19 protein-coding genes and 3 tRNA genes are annotated in these 15093 nt (G+C 41.7%); 17 read left to right on the top strand and 5 right to left on the bottom strand.

Annotated features, from left to right (window positions below):
* The first annotated feature begins 56 nt into the window (after nucleotides 1-56).
* Genes ND6B_RS01685 through ND6B_RS01705 form a run of 5 tightly spaced genes read left to right on the top strand, consistent with a single transcriptional unit; the run spans nucleotide 57 to nucleotide 4352 of the window.
* Nucleotides 57-1058, top strand: coding sequence for an FAD-dependent oxidoreductase (locus ND6B_RS01685; protein WP_033104273.1), 1002 nt, complete (start codon nucleotides 57-59; stop codon nucleotides 1056-1058).
* Nucleotides 1059-1065: 7 nt separating this feature from the next.
* The gene (thiS, locus tag ND6B_RS01690) at nucleotides 1066-1260 is read left to right on the top strand and encodes a sulfur carrier protein ThiS (protein WP_033104272.1); all 195 of its coding nucleotides are present in this window, start codon (nucleotides 1066-1068) and stop codon (nucleotides 1258-1260) included.
* Between the two features lie 4 nt (nucleotides 1261-1264).
* The gene (locus ND6B_RS01695) at nucleotides 1265-2056 is read left to right on the top strand and encodes a thiazole synthase (RefSeq protein WP_013463960.1); all 792 of its coding nucleotides are present in this window, start codon (nucleotides 1265-1267) and stop codon (nucleotides 2054-2056) included.
* 12 nt (nucleotides 2057-2068) lie between these two features.
* Nucleotides 2069-3595: a thiamine phosphate synthase gene (gene thiE, locus ND6B_RS01700; RefSeq protein WP_033104271.1), complete on the top strand. Its 1527-nt coding sequence runs from the start codon at nucleotides 2069-2071 to the stop codon at nucleotides 3593-3595.
* Entirely contained in the window at nucleotides 3579-4352 is a 774-nt protein-coding gene (locus tag ND6B_RS01705; protein ID WP_033104270.1) for a HesA/MoeB/ThiF family protein, read from the top strand. The genes thiE and ND6B_RS01705 overlap by 17 nt, the downstream gene beginning before the upstream one ends.
* Before the next feature lie 86 nt (nucleotides 4353-4438).
* On the opposite strand, the gene asd is transcribed toward ND6B_RS01705, so the two are convergent.
* Together asd and rsgA are read right to left on the bottom strand one after the other, a co-directional pair.
* Complete coding sequence (gene asd / locus ND6B_RS01710) at nucleotides 4439-5305, bottom strand: archaetidylserine decarboxylase (protein WP_033104269.1); 867 nt, start codon at nucleotides 5303-5305, stop codon at nucleotides 4439-4441.
* 14 nt (nucleotides 5306-5319) lie between these two features.
* Nucleotides 5320-6378, bottom strand: a complete 1059-nt coding sequence (gene rsgA / locus ND6B_RS01715) for a small ribosomal subunit biogenesis GTPase RsgA (protein ID WP_033104325.1) — start codon at nucleotides 6376-6378, stop codon at nucleotides 5320-5322.
* A 122-nt stretch (nucleotides 6379-6500) separates the two neighbouring features.
* Between rsgA and orn the strand changes: the two genes are divergently transcribed.
* The 4 genes from orn to ND6B_RS01735 all read left to right on the top strand — a co-directional run bounded on the left by orn (nucleotide 6501) and on the right by ND6B_RS01735 (nucleotide 7819).
* The gene (gene orn, locus ND6B_RS01720; RefSeq protein ID WP_028834530.1) at nucleotides 6501-7046 is read left to right on the top strand and encodes an oligoribonuclease; all 546 of its coding nucleotides are present in this window, start codon (nucleotides 6501-6503) and stop codon (nucleotides 7044-7046) included.
* Between the two features lie 155 nt (nucleotides 7047-7201).
* A tRNA-Gly gene (locus tag ND6B_RS01725) sits at nucleotides 7202-7277 on the top strand.
* Nucleotides 7278-7561: 284 nt separating this feature from the next.
* Nucleotides 7562-7637 (top strand) — tRNA-Gly (locus ND6B_RS01730).
* Nucleotides 7638-7743: 106 nt separating this feature from the next.
* Nucleotides 7744-7819 (top strand) — tRNA-Gly (locus ND6B_RS01735).
* Between the two features lie 248 nt (nucleotides 7820-8067).
* Here ND6B_RS01735 and ND6B_RS01740 read toward each other — a convergent pair.
* The 3 genes from ND6B_RS01740 to ND6B_RS01750 form a co-directional block, all read right to left on the bottom strand.
* Nucleotides 8068-8496 (bottom strand): secondary thiamine-phosphate synthase enzyme YjbQ, encoded by a 429-nt coding sequence (locus ND6B_RS01740; protein WP_024601659.1) that lies wholly within the window; start codon nucleotides 8494-8496, stop codon nucleotides 8068-8070.
* Complete coding sequence (locus ND6B_RS01745; RefSeq protein ID WP_033104268.1) at nucleotides 8493-8960, bottom strand: chemotaxis protein CheX; 468 nt, start codon at nucleotides 8958-8960, stop codon at nucleotides 8493-8495. Before ND6B_RS01745 ends, ND6B_RS01740 begins: the two co-directional genes overlap by 4 nt.
* Before the next feature lie 63 nt (nucleotides 8961-9023).
* Nucleotides 9024-9458, bottom strand: a complete 435-nt coding sequence (locus ND6B_RS01750; RefSeq protein ID WP_013463967.1) for a transcriptional repressor — start codon at nucleotides 9456-9458, stop codon at nucleotides 9024-9026.
* A gap of 92 nt (nucleotides 9459-9550) precedes the next feature.
* Here ND6B_RS01750 and ND6B_RS01755 point away from each other — a divergent pair, with 92 nt between their 5' ends.
* The 8 genes from ND6B_RS01755 to ND6B_RS01790 all read left to right on the top strand — a co-directional run bounded on the left by ND6B_RS01755 (nucleotide 9551) and on the right by ND6B_RS01790 (nucleotide 15055).
* Nucleotides 9551-10171: a MarC family protein gene (locus ND6B_RS01755; protein WP_008115498.1), complete on the top strand. Its 621-nt coding sequence runs from the start codon at nucleotides 9551-9553 to the stop codon at nucleotides 10169-10171.
* Between the two features lie 123 nt (nucleotides 10172-10294).
* Nucleotides 10295-11227, top strand: coding sequence for a tRNA dihydrouridine(20/20a) synthase DusA (gene dusA, locus ND6B_RS01760; RefSeq protein ID WP_013463968.1), 933 nt, complete (start codon nucleotides 10295-10297; stop codon nucleotides 11225-11227).
* A gap of 236 nt (nucleotides 11228-11463) precedes the next feature.
* Complete coding sequence (locus ND6B_RS01765; protein ID WP_033104267.1) at nucleotides 11464-12144, top strand: PspA/IM30 family protein; 681 nt, start codon at nucleotides 11464-11466, stop codon at nucleotides 12142-12144.
* A 10-nt stretch (nucleotides 12145-12154) separates the two neighbouring features.
* Complete coding sequence (locus tag ND6B_RS01770) at nucleotides 12155-12361, top strand: PspC domain-containing protein (RefSeq protein ID WP_013463970.1); 207 nt, start codon at nucleotides 12155-12157, stop codon at nucleotides 12359-12361.
* A gap of 10 nt (nucleotides 12362-12371) precedes the next feature.
* Complete coding sequence (locus ND6B_RS01775; protein WP_016900286.1) at nucleotides 12372-12698, top strand: hypothetical protein; 327 nt, start codon at nucleotides 12372-12374, stop codon at nucleotides 12696-12698.
* Between the two features lie 78 nt (nucleotides 12699-12776).
* A complete protein-coding gene (locus ND6B_RS01780; RefSeq protein WP_024601351.1) occupies nucleotides 12777-13286 on the top strand; it encodes a copper chaperone PCu(A)C in 510 nt (169 codons plus the stop codon).
* A gap of 8 nt (nucleotides 13287-13294) precedes the next feature.
* Entirely contained in the window at nucleotides 13295-14281 is a 987-nt protein-coding gene (locus ND6B_RS01785; protein ID WP_013463973.1) for a DUF2333 family protein, read from the top strand.
* Nucleotides 14282-14284: 3 nt separating this feature from the next.
* Complete coding sequence (locus ND6B_RS01790; RefSeq protein ID WP_033104266.1) at nucleotides 14285-15055, top strand: TIGR04219 family outer membrane beta-barrel protein; 771 nt, start codon at nucleotides 14285-14287, stop codon at nucleotides 15053-15055.
* The last annotated feature ends 38 nt before the right edge of the window (nucleotides 15056-15093 follow it).

The raw sequence follows: 15093 nt of genomic DNA, 5'->3' as shown, positions 1-15093 counted from the left end.
CATCTTGTTGCTCGAAGCCAGAGACCCGCAGCTCGCAGCTAAATGTAGGAGTGTTTATGTTTTATGACATTGCTGTGCTGGGTTTTGGTTTAGCGGGGCGGTTGGCGGCGCTTGAATTAAGTAAGCAGCACCGTATTACTGTATTTGAAGCTGATGATGAGCATACCCAAAATAGTGCGGGTAAAGTGGCGGCGGCTATGCTGGCACCGCTAGCTGAATCGGTTATGTGTGAACATGATTTAGCGCTATTGGGAGTAGATTCTATTGCTCGCTGGCCTGCTATTTTAGATGAGTTAAACAGTGAGGTGTTCTTTCAACAGCAGGGCACCTTGGTGGTTGCTCATACGCAAGATAAAGGCGACTTACAAAGTTTTTCTCAGCGAATAAAGCCGTTACTAAATTTTAGTGCCAAAGCGGTTAATGCGCAGCAAATAGCGGATTTAGAACCTGAGCTTACAGGGCGTTTTAATCAAGGGCTATTTTTACCCAGTGAAGCGCAAATAGATAACCAAGCTTTTTATAAAGCCAGCTTTAGATTGCTAAATAAGCGCAAAGTAAAGTTTGTGTTTAATCAACGCGCCAGCATCTTTGATAATAAAGTGAATAATCGAGAGTTTGATTACATTATTGATTGCAGAGGGCTTGGAGCCAAACAAGATCAGCCACTTCGAGGCGTGCGCGGGGAAGTTGCAAGACTCTATGCACCCGAGGTTAACTTAACGCGGCCTGTGCGGTTAATGCATCCGCGTTACCCTATTTATATTGCACCTAAACCTAATCATGAATATGTCATAGGGGCAACGGAGATCGAATCGCAAGATACAGGTCCTGCAACTGTGCGCTCAACCCTTGAACTATTATCGGCGGCCTACACTGTTCACAGTGGTTTTGCCGAAGCGCGATTATTAAATATTCAAACAGGCTTACGCCCAGCGTTTAGCGATAATCGCCCACAGGTAAAAAAAACGAATAAGGTTATCAGTATTAATGGCTTGTATCGCCACGGCTATATGTTGGCACCCGCGCTTGTAGCACAAGCACTATCGCAAATAGAGTGAGTATTAAATGAACATTACAATTAATGGTGAGCTTTTAAATGTGACTAGCCATGCGCTGCTGGAAATAGTAAAAAACGTGGGCGCAATGGCGCCTTATGCCGTGGCTGTAAATGGAGAGTTTATTCCTCAGAGTCGCCATAGCCACGTTGTTATAAATGAAGGTGACAGTATTGAGTTATTGTCACCTATCCAAGGTGGATAGTGCTATGCAAAGCAAAGACTGTTTAACAATTTATGGTGAGCCAATCAATAGTCGCTTGTTAATTGGATCTGCGTTATATCCGTCACCAGATATAATGACGCAATCAATTAAAGCCTCAGGTGCTGAGATAGTCACCGTGTCACTTAGGCGACAACAAAACGCGGCGGCAGGGAATGATTTTTGGCAATTAATTAAAAACACCGGTTTAAAAATACTGCCTAATACTGCCGGATGCCACAGCGTCAAAGAGGCTATTAACCTAGCTAAAATGTGCCGAGAAGTATTTGCTACCGATTGGATAAAACTTGAATTAATAGGCGATGACTATAATTTACAACCCGATCCATTTGCATTACTTGAAGCCACAAAAATATTGATTGATGATGGGTTTAAAGTACTGCCTTATTGCACTGATGATTTAGTGCTGTGTCAGCGCTTGAATGGATTAGGCTGTGAGGTGCTAATGCCGTGGGGCGCGCCTATTGGCACCGGTAAAGGGTTGTTAAATAGTTATAATTTAAAAACCATTAGAGAACGCCTGCCTAACACAACATTAATTGTTGATGCCGGGTTAGGTTTACCATCGCATGCCTGCCAAGCACTTGAATTAGGGTATGATGCGGTATTATTAAATTCAGCCATTGCAGGGGCGGGTTGCCCAGTGACTATGAGCCGTGCATTTAAAGCTGCGGTAGAGGCAGGGCGTTTTGCATACAATGCCAAAGCAATGCCCGAAAAAGACGTTGCAACCCCCTCAACCCCAACAATGGGTATGCCATTTTGGCATCAGCAGTAAGGAAATAAAAATATGACAAACGTAGTGTGGACAATTGCTGGCTCTGATTCTGGCGGCGGTGCGGGCATTCAAGCCGATATCAAGGCAATGCAAAGTTTTGGTGTGCATGCTTGTACTGCGATCACCGCGCTTACCGCTCAAAATAGCTTAGGTGTAGAGGCTATTAATGCAGTGTCTACCGATATTATTGAGTCCCAGTTGCTTGCACTTGAAAAAGACATGAAAGCCAAAGTGATAAAAATTGGCATGCTTGCTAATGTGCAGCAAATTCAGTTGATCAGTGAGCACATAAGCCACTACAAAACCAAATGGCCAACCCCGCCGGTTATTGTGTATGACCCTGTTGCTATTGCCTCAAGCGGTGACTTACTAACAGAAGAAGACACCGTAAGCGCGATAAAAGAATGTTTACTACCGCTGGTGGATGTAATAACCCCAAATACCCACGAAACCCAGTTATTAACGGGTGTGTATTTAATTGGCCCTGCAGCGATTAAAGAAGCGGCGAGTAAGCTGATGGCGTGGGGCGCAAAAGCGGTGGTGATTAAAGGCGGACATTGGGATTACCCAAGTGGTTACTGTATTGATTACTGCTCACAAGGTAATGAAGAGTACTGGTTGGGTAATGAAAAAATTCAGGTTCCGCACAATCATGGCACTGGCTGTAGTATGGCGTCCGTTATTGCTGCATGCCTTGCAAAGGACTATCCGTTAAAAGATGCGTTTATTTTAGCTAAAGCCTATATAAACCAAGGTTTAAAGCAATCAGTTCGCTATGGCGAGGGGATAGGGCCGGTTGCACAAACGTCGTTTCCGACTGACCTAGCGCATTACCCTCAAGTGATTGAAGCGGGTAGTTGGTTGGGTGATGAGCTAGATTTTGATGTACCGCTTGATTTTAATATGGCAGCTGACTTTGCTGCGTGTGAAAGCAAAGCGCTTGGCGCTTATGCGGTAGTCGATAGTGTAGAGTGGTTAGAAAAATGCTTACAAAATGGTATTAAAACAGCACAGTTAAGAGTTAAAAATAAAAGCGAAGATGAGCTGGAACAATTAGTCGCAAGCGCGGTCGCTTTGGGTCAGCAATACAGTGCGCATGTGTTTATTAACGATTACTGGCAGCTGGCAATTAAACATGGCGCCTATGGTGTGCATTTAGGACAAGAAGACTTAGAGAGCGCAAATTTAGCGGCTATAAAAGAAGCAGGCCTGCGACTTGGGCTTTCTACCCATGGCTTTTATGAAATGCTTCGGGCGCATAATTACCGCCCAAGCTACATGGCCTTTGGCGCGATTTACCCTACCACCACCAAAGACATGGCAGGGCAAATTCAAGGGCTTGAAAAGCTAACTCGATTTGTGCCATTAATGCAAAGTTATCCTACTGTGGCTATTGGTGGAATTGATTTAAATAGGGCGCAAGAGGTTGCTAAAACTGGCGTGGGCAGTGTAGCCGTGGTACGTGCTATTACCGAGGCTGATGATTATGTAGAGGCAATCAATACCTTAAAATCGGTGATAAATGAGAATGCCTGCTAACATGCAAACGCAGCAGCTCAGCGACAAAGAAACTCTACGTTATAGCCGCCACTTATTATTAAAAGAGGTGGGGCTTGAGGGGCAGTTAACACTTAAAGCGGCAACCGTTGCTGTGGTAGGTGCAGGTGGACTAGGAAGTCCTGCGCTACTTTATTTAGCAGCTGCTGGTATCGGCACACTAATATTAATTGATGACGATACCGTTGAACTCTCTAATTTACAGCGGCAAATACTGTATAAAGTGAATCACTTAGGGCAGCAAAAAGTAAATGCAGCAGGGAAGGTGCTTGCGAGCCTGAATAATCAAATAAACATAGTGACTCACTCGCAAAAGTTGAGCGATGCTAACAGTGATGCACTATTCAGTAACGCCGATATCGTACTTGATTGCTCTGATAACTTTGCGACTCGTTACACCGTCAATCGTTTTTGCGTAAACAACAAAACACCACTAATTTCTGCAGCAGCGCTAGCAACCCAAGGGCAATTAATGGGCTTTGACTTTAGGCAAACAGATAGCCCTTGCTATGGCTGCGTATTTCCACAAAATGATGCTAACCCTGTTGTTAATTGCGACAATGCGGGCGTTATTAGTCCCTTACTTGGTGTAATTGGCTCTATGCAGGCACAGCTAACTCTTAATATGTTGTTAGGTCATTTTGGGGGGAGTGTGTTTATAACCTTTGACGCATTAAGCTTAAAGCAACAGCATTTTAAGATGGCTAAAAATTTAGCGTGTAGAGAGTGCTTAACCTGAGCAAGCTCTACGTCTACAAAAAAACACCGCGTTCATTACAATAAACGCGGTGCTTTTTAATTTCGGCCTGACAACTGATTTATTTATTAATCATCAATTTTTGCAAACGCAGTGCCTAAACGGGTTACCGTTTCAGGGCGTTGATCATCAAAAATATCGGCTTTATCTGCACCCCATGCAAGCACAACTGTTGAGCCTAATTTAAAGCGGCCCATTTCTTCCCCCTTCTTAAGGGTGATCGCGTTTTCGCCTTTAGTTGGGTAGTTCCAGCTAAACACATCACTGCCAGCTGGTGGAGTGACTGTGCCAGCCCAAATAGTTTCTATGCTAGCAACAATTGTTGCGCCTACAAGGACCATAGCAAGCGGGCCAATTTCAGTTTCAAAAATTGCTACTACACGCTCGTTACGGGCAAATAAATTCGGTACGTTTTGCGCGGTAAGTGGATTTACCGAAAATAAATCGCCCGGTACGTAAATCATTTTGCTTAACGTGCCATCAATTGGCATATGAATACGGTGGTAGTCTTTTGGCGCCAAGTAAATAGTTGCAAATTTACCGCCTAAAAACGGTGTTGTGTCGTCTTGTGAGCCACCTAGCAACGCTTGTAAGCTGTAATCATGACCTTTAGCTTGGATTAGTTGACCGTCAACAATATCGCCAAGCTGGCTGATTGCGCCGTCAACAGGGTGAATAATAATATCGTCATCTTCAACCATGGGACGAGCACCGTCTTTTAAAGGACGGGTAAAAAATTCATTAAAGGTTTTATAATGAGCTGGATCAGAATATTTAGCCTCACTCATATTTATTTTGTATTGTTTAATGAATAATTTAATTAATGTTGTGGTTAATGCGCCCGCTTTTGCAGCTGCAAGCTTACCTACTACACGAGAAATAAAGTGCTTTGGCATAGCATATTGCATGGCGATTTTAAATTTATCTAAACTCACAGGTTTTTCCCTAATTATACGCGAGGCGCACGCGCGCCGGCACGGCCATCGGCCATGGTTTCTAAAATACGGTGATAGCTTTCAAAACGTAACTTTGAGATATCGCCATCAGCGACTGCTTGCTGAATTATACAGCCTGGATCGTTTAAGTGTTTACAGTCTCTAAAACGGCATCCACCTATAAACTCTCTAAATTCTTTAAAGCACCAAGTGACTCGTTCAACATCTAAATGCCATAAACCAAACTCACGAATACCCGGTGAATCAATTAAGTTACCGCCACTTGGTAAATGATGCAGACGCGATACTGTGGTGGTGTGCTGGCCTAGACCGCTGTTTTCAGACACTTCTTTAGTCAAAATTTCAGCATCCGGCAGCACAGTGTTTACTAAGGTAGATTTACCCACACCACTTTGGCCAACAAAAATATTGTTTTTTTCTACAAGTACTTCTTTTAATTCATTAATGCCTTCGCCGGTTATATTACTAACTAGCAGCACCTGGTAATTAAGTTTACGGTAAATATCGAGTATTTGTTGGATTTCGTTTAAACCAGTTTCATCAATTAAATCAATTTTATTAAGTACTAAAATCGGCTCAATGCCCATGTCTTCGCAGGCAATTAAATAGCGGTCGATAATGCTTGGCGTAAACTCTGGCAGTACCGCTGAAACCATTAAAATTTGATCAATGTTAGCGGCAATCACTTTAACCCCATCATAAAAATCAGGGCGCGTTAACTGTGAACGACGTTCTTGAGTTGCTTCAATAACACCCGCTAAATCGCCTTCACTTACTTTTGCACGACGAAATAATACCTCATCGCCACATACTAAATTCGATACGGTACGGCGAATATTACAGCGAAGAACATCGCCATTTTGGGTTTCTACGTCGGCATGTTGGCCAAAGCGGCTAATAACAATCGCATTTTCCACTTGACCTAAATTATCTGTATGCCACTCTTGCGCGCCGACTTTTGCCGGTTTTTTATCGGCATTCGATAAACGCTTTTGATGATTGGCCTTGATCCTACGGGATTGGCCTTTACTTAATTTTTTCTGTTTTGCCACTTGAGGCCTATAATCTGAGTTAAATGCCGAGTTTGCCAAAAAAAGCTTTAGCTCGACGGTTGATGCTAATATGATATATCGAAATGCGTTGGATCTAAAGAAAAGCACCGTTTAAGGTAATTATGACTATTAATAAATCAAATTTAATTTGGCTCGATCTGGAAATGACCGGACTTGAACCAGAGACTGACAAAATACTTGAAATTGCAACTGTTGTCACTGACGCTGATCTGAATATATTAGCCGAAGGCCCAACCATTGCCATTCATCAAAGTGATGAACTACTTGATGGTATGGATGAGTGGTGTACAACTCAGCATGGCAAATCAGGGCTTACAGCGCGTTGTAAGGCAAGTACTTTCGATGAAGCTTATGCCGTTGATCAAACCCTCGCGTTTTTAAAGCAATGGGTACCAGCGGGTGCTTCACCTATGTGTGGTAACTCGATTGGCCAAGATCGTCGTTTTATGAATAAGTATATGCGTGAGCTTGAAGACTTTTTTCATTACCGTAATTTAGATGTAAGTACCATTAAAGAACTTGCTCGTCGTTGGAAACCAGATGTATTGGCTCAAGTGAATAAAAAAGGGTCACATTTAGCGTTAGACGACATTAAAGATTCGATTATGGAATTAAAGGTTTACCGAGAAAAGTTTTTTAATTTATAAAAAACACTTGCAAAGCACCCTAATTATTGTAGAATCCTGCCCCGCTCAAGACGATAACCCCCGCGGGGTTAGTGTGTTTGAGTGCAGGTTAAAGATTCAAGAAGAAAGGTTAAAGGGACGAGGTTTAATATTGATAGAACCTATAACCTAGATATGCGGCACTAGCTCAGTTGGTAGAGCGCGACCTTGCCAAGGTCGAGGTCACGAGTTCGAGCCTCGTGTGCCGCTCCAATTTCTCACCAAAGAAATTGTAGTTCAAGATGAAAAGTTAAAATTGATATAATGCGGCACTAGCTCAGTTGCCAGAATGTAGGACGCGACCTGTCGCGCACCAACGGACAAATTACTGACTATTTTGAATGCGGCACTAGCTCAGTTGCCAGAATGTAGGACGCGACCCGTCGCGCACTAACGGACAAATTACTGACTATTTTGAATGCGGCACTAGCTCAGTTGCCAGAATGTAGGACGCGACCCGTCGCGCACTAACGGACGAATTACTGACTATTTTGAATGCGGCACTAGCTCAGTTGGTAGAGCGCGACCTTGCCAAGGTCGAGGTCACGAGTTCGAGCCTCGTGTGCCGCTCCAATTTCTCACCAAAAGAAATTGTAGTAGAAATAAAGATTCAAGATGAAAGGCGAAAGGAACAAGGTTTAATTTTGACAGAACCTAGGACCTAGAATCTTCATATAATGCGGTACTAGCTCAGTTGGTAGAGCGCGACCTTGCCAAGGTCGAGGTCACGAGTTCGAGCCTCGTGTACCGCTCCAATCTTATTTACTTTCCAGATATTCATTCTCAAATAGCAAACAATAATCCACATGTGAATCATTATAAATTTAATTTATATAATTTTTATTAGATTTGAAGTGCTCAATGGGTGCGAACGATCTGTGTTAAAAAATTCTCATTTAGAACAACTAAATAGCGAATTTTTTGCCTAGCTATCAACCCGTTTTTCCTGCCTCAAAATAGACCGCTTAATTAAGCGAATTGGTATAAAACCTAAAACCTAGCTCTAAAACGTTTCGCCTTGCAAAGTGGCAATAATACGCCTAGCCCCGCCATGGTCGCGATGTTCGCCTAAATATATTCCTTGCCAAGTCCCCAGCGCTAATTGACCATCATTAATAGGTATCGTTAACTCGCAACCTAAAGTGCTGGTTTTAATATGAGCAGGCATATCATCATCGCCCTCATAGTCATGACGATAATAAGGCTGGCGCTCAGGTACAAACTGATTGAAGTGGCTTTCCATATCCATACGCACGGTCGGATCGGCATTTTCATTAATGGTTAAGCTGGCAGAGGTGTGTTGAATAAATAAGTGTAATAAACCTATTTTTAGTTGGCTCAGCTGTGGGAGTTTAGTCAGTATGTCGTTATCAATTAAGTGAAAGCCCCGCGAGCGAGGTTTTAATGTAATCGTGGTTTGCGACCAGCTCATAGCTTATCGAAGCTCACTTCAATGTTTGCATTACCTGCATCACTGGTAAATGGCATAATAATTTTTTTGCCGTCACTTTTATGCGTAATAGTATGGTTTTTACCAGACACAACAACGGGGGTTGCCATGGCAAAGTCATAGCCTTTTTCACCTAATAGGTTTTTAGCACCACCGGTGACCATATTGGTTATTTCGCCGACCATGTCAGTGACTTCTTCATTTACGCTGTCAGGTCGCTCACCTAACATACGTTCCATTATAGTTAGCGCTAAACTTTCGTCGAAGGTTATTGAAAATGAACCGCGAGTTTGGGGGCCGACCATACCAATTAATCCCGATACATCACCACAGGCTACTTCATCGGTTTTAATGCGAGGTTTACCTGGTTTTAACTGAGTTTGAGCCATGGTGCTCAATACATTCATCAAAGAAGATAAAAAGGGATTAATGAACTCTACATTCATATTATATATCCTTAAATTGGTACTGATAGAGGGTATACGTAAAGTATAGCTATAGTCGCTCAGCTATGCTCGACAAGCGTCACATTTACCGTGTGCTTCTATGGTTTGCCCAGAAACTACAAAGCCACTTTCGGCTGCTAAGTTATTGAGCTCATGTGAAATTACTGTTGAATGCAGCTCTTTAACAAACCCACATGTATCGCAAATTAGTAATTGAACAGGATGAATATGATCAAAGTGATGACACAACATGAATGCGTTAGTGCTTTCAATTTTATGAATAAAACCGAGTTCTGCTAAAAAGTCTAAAGCACGATAAATTGTCGCAGGTTTTGCGCCTGTTTCAGTGACTTTTAATTGCTCTAGCAAATCGTATGCACCCACACCACCTTGAGCGCTTGCTAATAAACGAAATACCTTTTCGCGAATAGGTGTGAATCGCGCACCACGGTTGTCGCATACTTGTTTTGCTTTACTTACGAGTGATTCTATATTCATCTTCTCTCATCCTTACTTTGCCGTGATATACTAACATACTGTATTGTAGTTGCAGCGTTTTATTAACCGCTTTTGTGAAAAGGTATTCATTAATGCATGAACTATTAGCCATATTTATTTTCTTTTTTGCAGTTATCGATCCAATCGGCACAATTCCGGTTTTTATCGCCGTAACTCGGGGTGATGACGACAAGTTTAAGCGTAAAGTGATTTTTAAAGCAGTGGGTGTATCTGCTTTAGTACTGTTGTTTTTTGTGGTTGCCGGTGAGCAATTACTCAATGTGATTGAGATTCCACTATCGGCATTTCAAATAGCCGGTGGGTTGATCTTATTAATTTTTGCACTCTCCATGACGTTTGGTGAAAGTAAACCCGAAGCTGAAATTAAAAGTGTTCGCGATAGCACTGAAACCGCTATTTTTCCGCTGGCTATACCCTCAATTGCAAGCCCAGGCGCTATGTTAGGTGCTGTATTAATGACGCGTAATGAAGAATATACCTGGGTTGAACAAATGATTACCTCATCAATGATGCTGGCCGTTTTAGTGGTGGTACTTATTTTGTTATTACTTGCTACGCATGTACATAAAATAATAGGTGATAGTGGGGCAAGTATTATTAGTCGAATTATGGGGTTAATTTTAAGCTCAGTCGCAGTAACGAATATTTTAAACGGTATCGCACAATACTTTGGCTTGCAGGTGTTTGCTTAATATTGCTGCGCATGGGGCTTTTGTGTAAAATGCAGCGCCTTTTAAGCTGTGCTTAAATTATAAATTTTTGAGGACTACATTTTGGATAAACGTACTTTAAATCGACGCTTTTCTGTTGCCCCCATGCTCGATTGGACTGATCGCCATTGTCGTACGTTTCATCGTAAAATGACAAAGCACACCGTGCTCTACACTGAAATGATCACCACAGGTGCTATTTTGTTTGGCCGTGGTGACTATTTGCACTTTAATCAACATGAAGGCCCAGTAGCGCTGCAGCTGGGGGGCTCAGATCCGCAAGCGCTAGCACAGTGTGCCAAGCTTGCAGGTGAGCGCGGTTATGATGAAATAAACCTTAACGTAGGTTGTCCGTCTGATCGTGTGCAAAATGGGCGTTTTGGTGCCTGTTTAATGGCAGAGCCCGAGCTTGTGGCAGAGTGTGTTGCTGCAATGAAAAGTGAAGTCAGTATTCCTGTTACGGTAAAAACGCGCATTGGTATTGATGAGCAAGATTCCTATGAATTTTTATGTGCGCTTATTGAAGCATCGCATAAAGTAGGCTGTGATGATTTTATTATTCATGCCCGTAAGGCATGGCTAAAAGGATTGAGTCCAAAAGAAAATCGCGAAGTTCCTGAGCTTAACTACCCCCGCGTTTACCAGCTTAAAAAAGATTATCCACAACTTGATTTAAGTATTAATGGCGGTGTTAAAACCATTGAGCAAAGCCTTGAGCATTTACAGTACATAGATGGAGTGATGGTTGGGCGAGAGGCTTACAGCAATCCATTTATGCTAAATGAAGTGGATGAAAAAATATATGGTGACGCTGCTAATACTCAGACACGTCATGATGTTGTGCGCTCTATGTATGATTACATTGAAGAAGAGATGCGTTTAGGCGCTAACTTTTGGCATGTTGCTCGCCATATGTTAGGTATTTTTCAGGGACAACCCGGTGCGCGTGGTTTTAGACGCCATTTATCTGAAAATGGCCATGGCAAGCAAGCTGATTTGAGTGTTATGGATAAAGCACTAAGTTACGTACCCGAATAACAGATCCTCTGTATAGAAAAAAGCCACCTCAGGTGGCTTTTTTTGATCCCAAATTTTGGTCAAAAGTTTAATTTATTAGCCAATTCGACTTAATTTCATTCAGTGGTGAGTCATTAATTTACCTACTTAAAATAACTTAACCACATGATATTTAATGAAAATAAAACCATTTTAAGTTGTTGGCATAACTCTTGGAATCCTGTTGATGTATAAATAAAAATCATCAGGAGAATAACATGGGCATATTTAACCGCGTAAACGACGTCATTCAAGCAAATATCGTAGCTATGCTTGATAAAGCAGAAGACTCAGAAAAGTTACTCAATTTGATGCTTACTGAAATGCAAGAAGCGCTTAATGAGTGTCGTAGTACGGCAGCTGCACTTTTATGTGAAGAAAAGAGCATTAAACGTCAAATAAGTAACAAACAGCAAGCGCTCGCAAATTGGCAATTAAAAGCTGAGCATGCTGTGGCAAAAAATCGTGACGATTTAGCTAAATCAGCATTAGCCGAAAAACACACAGTTGAACAAAGCATAGGGTGCTTGCAAACGCAGCTTGAAACATTGCAGCAATCAATTGTAAAAATCACAGAAGACTGCGAGCGCTTACAACAAAAAATGATGCAGGCAAAAGCAAAACAAGCACAACTTACAAAGCGTGAAAACGTAGTTGAAGCAAGGGCAAAAATAAATACGCAACTACAAAGCGATAAAGTGGCTTTTGCCTTATCACGATTTGAGCAAATAGAGCGCCGCGTTGAAAGTGTAGAGTCGCAAGTTGAAGCGTATGAGCTCACAGATACTGCGAGCAATACAGCTATGCAAATTGAGTCACTGGTTAAAAACGAAAAAATTGATGCAGAACTGGCTAGTTTAAAAGCAAGTTTAAATACTGCTAATAAACAAACAGCTTAAGGAGATTGTTATGAATAGTTTTAATACACACCGTCGTTGGTACAAAAATACGCTTAACAAAAAAATATCAGGCGTCTGTAGTGGGTTAGCTTACCGACTAGACTTTCCGGTATGGTCTACTCGCTTAGTGACTGTTTTATTATTTTTAAGTTTTCCGTTTGCAGTGGCGCTAGGTTATTTAATTGCTCACTGTTGCCTTGAAGAAAAAGCAGTGTAAGGAGAGTAGCATGAAAACATTCGCCGTGTGCCTAGTTATTGTTGCGTTGTTTTTAATTAATAGCGGTTCAATTATTCACTTTGATGTGTGGCAGTTTCCGCTATGGATCTCAGATATTAGCTGGACAGGTATAGAGCTCATTGGTGCATTAGTTGCTATTATCGTTGTTATTGCGATTGTTGCTTTAGTGACGATGGGGTTAGTTGGCGCGGCGATGGTGGCACTGGCTGGTACTATTTTAGCTTTTTTATTCGGATCATTGATGATTGCTTGGCCGTTATTGTTTGTAGCAGGGCTGTGTTGGTTAATCGCAGATAACAAAAAAGTCGTCTCTTGAGCTTAAATTAGCTGCCTAACATAGGGGAATTATGATAAATTTGAACTATATTTTTTTGTTTTAACAAGGATTTTACTGATGATTAAACAATGTATTTCGATAGCAAGTGCATTAATGGTGGGTGTTTTTTCGTCTTCGTTAATGGCGCACGAAGGACATGAACACGATAGTGTTGTTGCGCAGCTACAAGTAACACATGCGCAAGTAAGAGAGTTTTTGCCGGCAACCAAAGCCAGTGTGGCTTACTTTAGTATTAAAAACCACAGCAATGTACCAGCAACCTTGACTAAAGCGACAATTGATGGCCTAGGGCGTGTTGAAATTCATGAGCACGTTCACGCTGACGGTATGATGAAAATGCAAAAAGTCGAATCATTGCTTATTAAAGCTCACCAACAACTCGATTTTAAGCCAGGCAGCTATCATTTAATGGTGTTTGAACCACAAGAACCGTTAAAAGTAGGTCAAGAACGTAAACTCACGCTATATTTTGAAGACGGGAACCGAGTATTTACCAATGCAAAAGTCGTTTCGTTAGCCTCACAAGCAGAGCCGGTAAAAGCATCGAAAGATCATAGTCATCATTAGGAGGATAAATGTCACAGCATAAAGGAAAAATAATAACGGCACTGGTACTGTTATTTGTCGTGTTTTACGCCATTGCAGTGTACTGGAGTATAGAGCCTTCACGTTTTGATGTTGTGCAAAATGCTAAGCAACAAGCGCAGCAACGCAGTGAAAAACTAGTCACAGGTTATGTAACAACTTCAACACTCATCACTGTAGCTGATACGCTTTTAACTAAATCAGGCGGTTACTTATCAAATGATGTGCTACCACCGAGCGTAATAATGGACAATATGCCGGCCTGGGAGTATGGTGCGCTGGAAATGGTGCGTGATTTAGCGTTGTCTATGCGAAAAGATTTTAGCCGCTCACAATCGCAATCAACTGAACACGAAGCGCTCAAAAAAGCTCAGCCACAATTTAATATCAGCTCTGAAGCATGGGCATGGCCAAGTGCTGAGGGTGAATACCAAAAAGGAATTGATTATTTAATGGTATATCGTTCTCAAATAGCCAATCAGCATGAGCGCGATAGCCAATTTTACTCTCGTGCAGATAACCTACGCAGTTGGTTAAAAGAAGCTGAAAAGCGTTTAGGCAGCTTAAGTCAGCGTTTAAGTGCAAGCGTGGGTCAAGATAAGGTTAACACTGACCTCGCCGGTAACTCTTCAAATACACAGGCCACCTATACGCCTTTACAACAACAAATAAAAACATCATGGTGGGAAATTGATGATGTATTTTATGAGTCACGTGGGGCCACTTGGGCTTTACTGCACTTTTTACAGGCGGTTGAATATGATTTTGCCGATGTGCTTGATAAAAAGAACGCCCGTGTCAGCTTGCAACAAATTATTCGCGAGCTTGAAGCAACCCAAGAAACGGTATGGAGCCCAATGATTTTAAACGGTAATGGATTTGGTTATGTCGCCAACCATTCACTTGTTATGGCAAATTATATTTCTAGAGCCAATGCGGCACTAATTGAACTTAGCGAATTATTAGCGCAAGGATAAAAAATGAAAAAGTATTGTATAGCAGCAGCCTTATCAATGGCATGTTTAGCCCCTGTAGCACAAGCCGACACTGTATTGGGTTTATATGTAGGGGTTGATGGTTGGAAAGCAGATAATGACGGTAGCTTTTCTGATAACAATAATGCCCTGCAAAACTTCAACTTTGAAGATGAAACCTTTGTAAGTTATTACGCTGCGCTTGAGCACCCAGTGCCATTAGTGCCAAATTTAAAGTTAAAATACACTGAGCTTGAATTAACCGGTTCAACAGTGCTTGAAGACACATTTAGTTTTAACGGTACTGATTATATTGTTGGCACTGATGTTAATTCAGTGACTGACTTATCGCATATCGATTATATTTTTTACTACGAGATTTTTGATAACGATTTAATCTCAATTGATTTAGGTCTTAATGCTAAGCAGTTTGATGGTGAGCTTGTTGTAACAGGTACATCACAACAAGGTGGCGCTAACTTTACTGAAATCGAAGAGTTCTCTGGTGTTGTGCCGTTAGTATATGGACGTTTTGAAGCGGGTTTACCATTTAGTGGTTTAAGTGTTTTTGCTGAAGGCAGCTTTTTAGCCATAGATGACAGTAAAGTACAAGATTACCAAATGGGTATTGCTTGGGAATTTATTGATAACCTAGCCGTTGATGTTGCGGTTAAAGCGGGCTACCGCTCTATGGTTTTAGAACTTGATGATGTCGATGATATTAATACTGATATTGATGCATCGGGGCCGTTTGCCGGTATTCAGGTTCACTTTTAATTAAAGTTTTATTTTGAGCCACCTTGTGTGGCTCTTAT

This window comes from Pseudoalteromonas sp. ND6B (assembly GCF_000764215.1).
Lineage (GTDB): Bacteria > Pseudomonadota > Gammaproteobacteria > Enterobacterales > Alteromonadaceae > Pseudoalteromonas > Pseudoalteromonas tetraodonis.
This window is presented reverse-complemented; position numbering and strand designations above follow the sequence as displayed.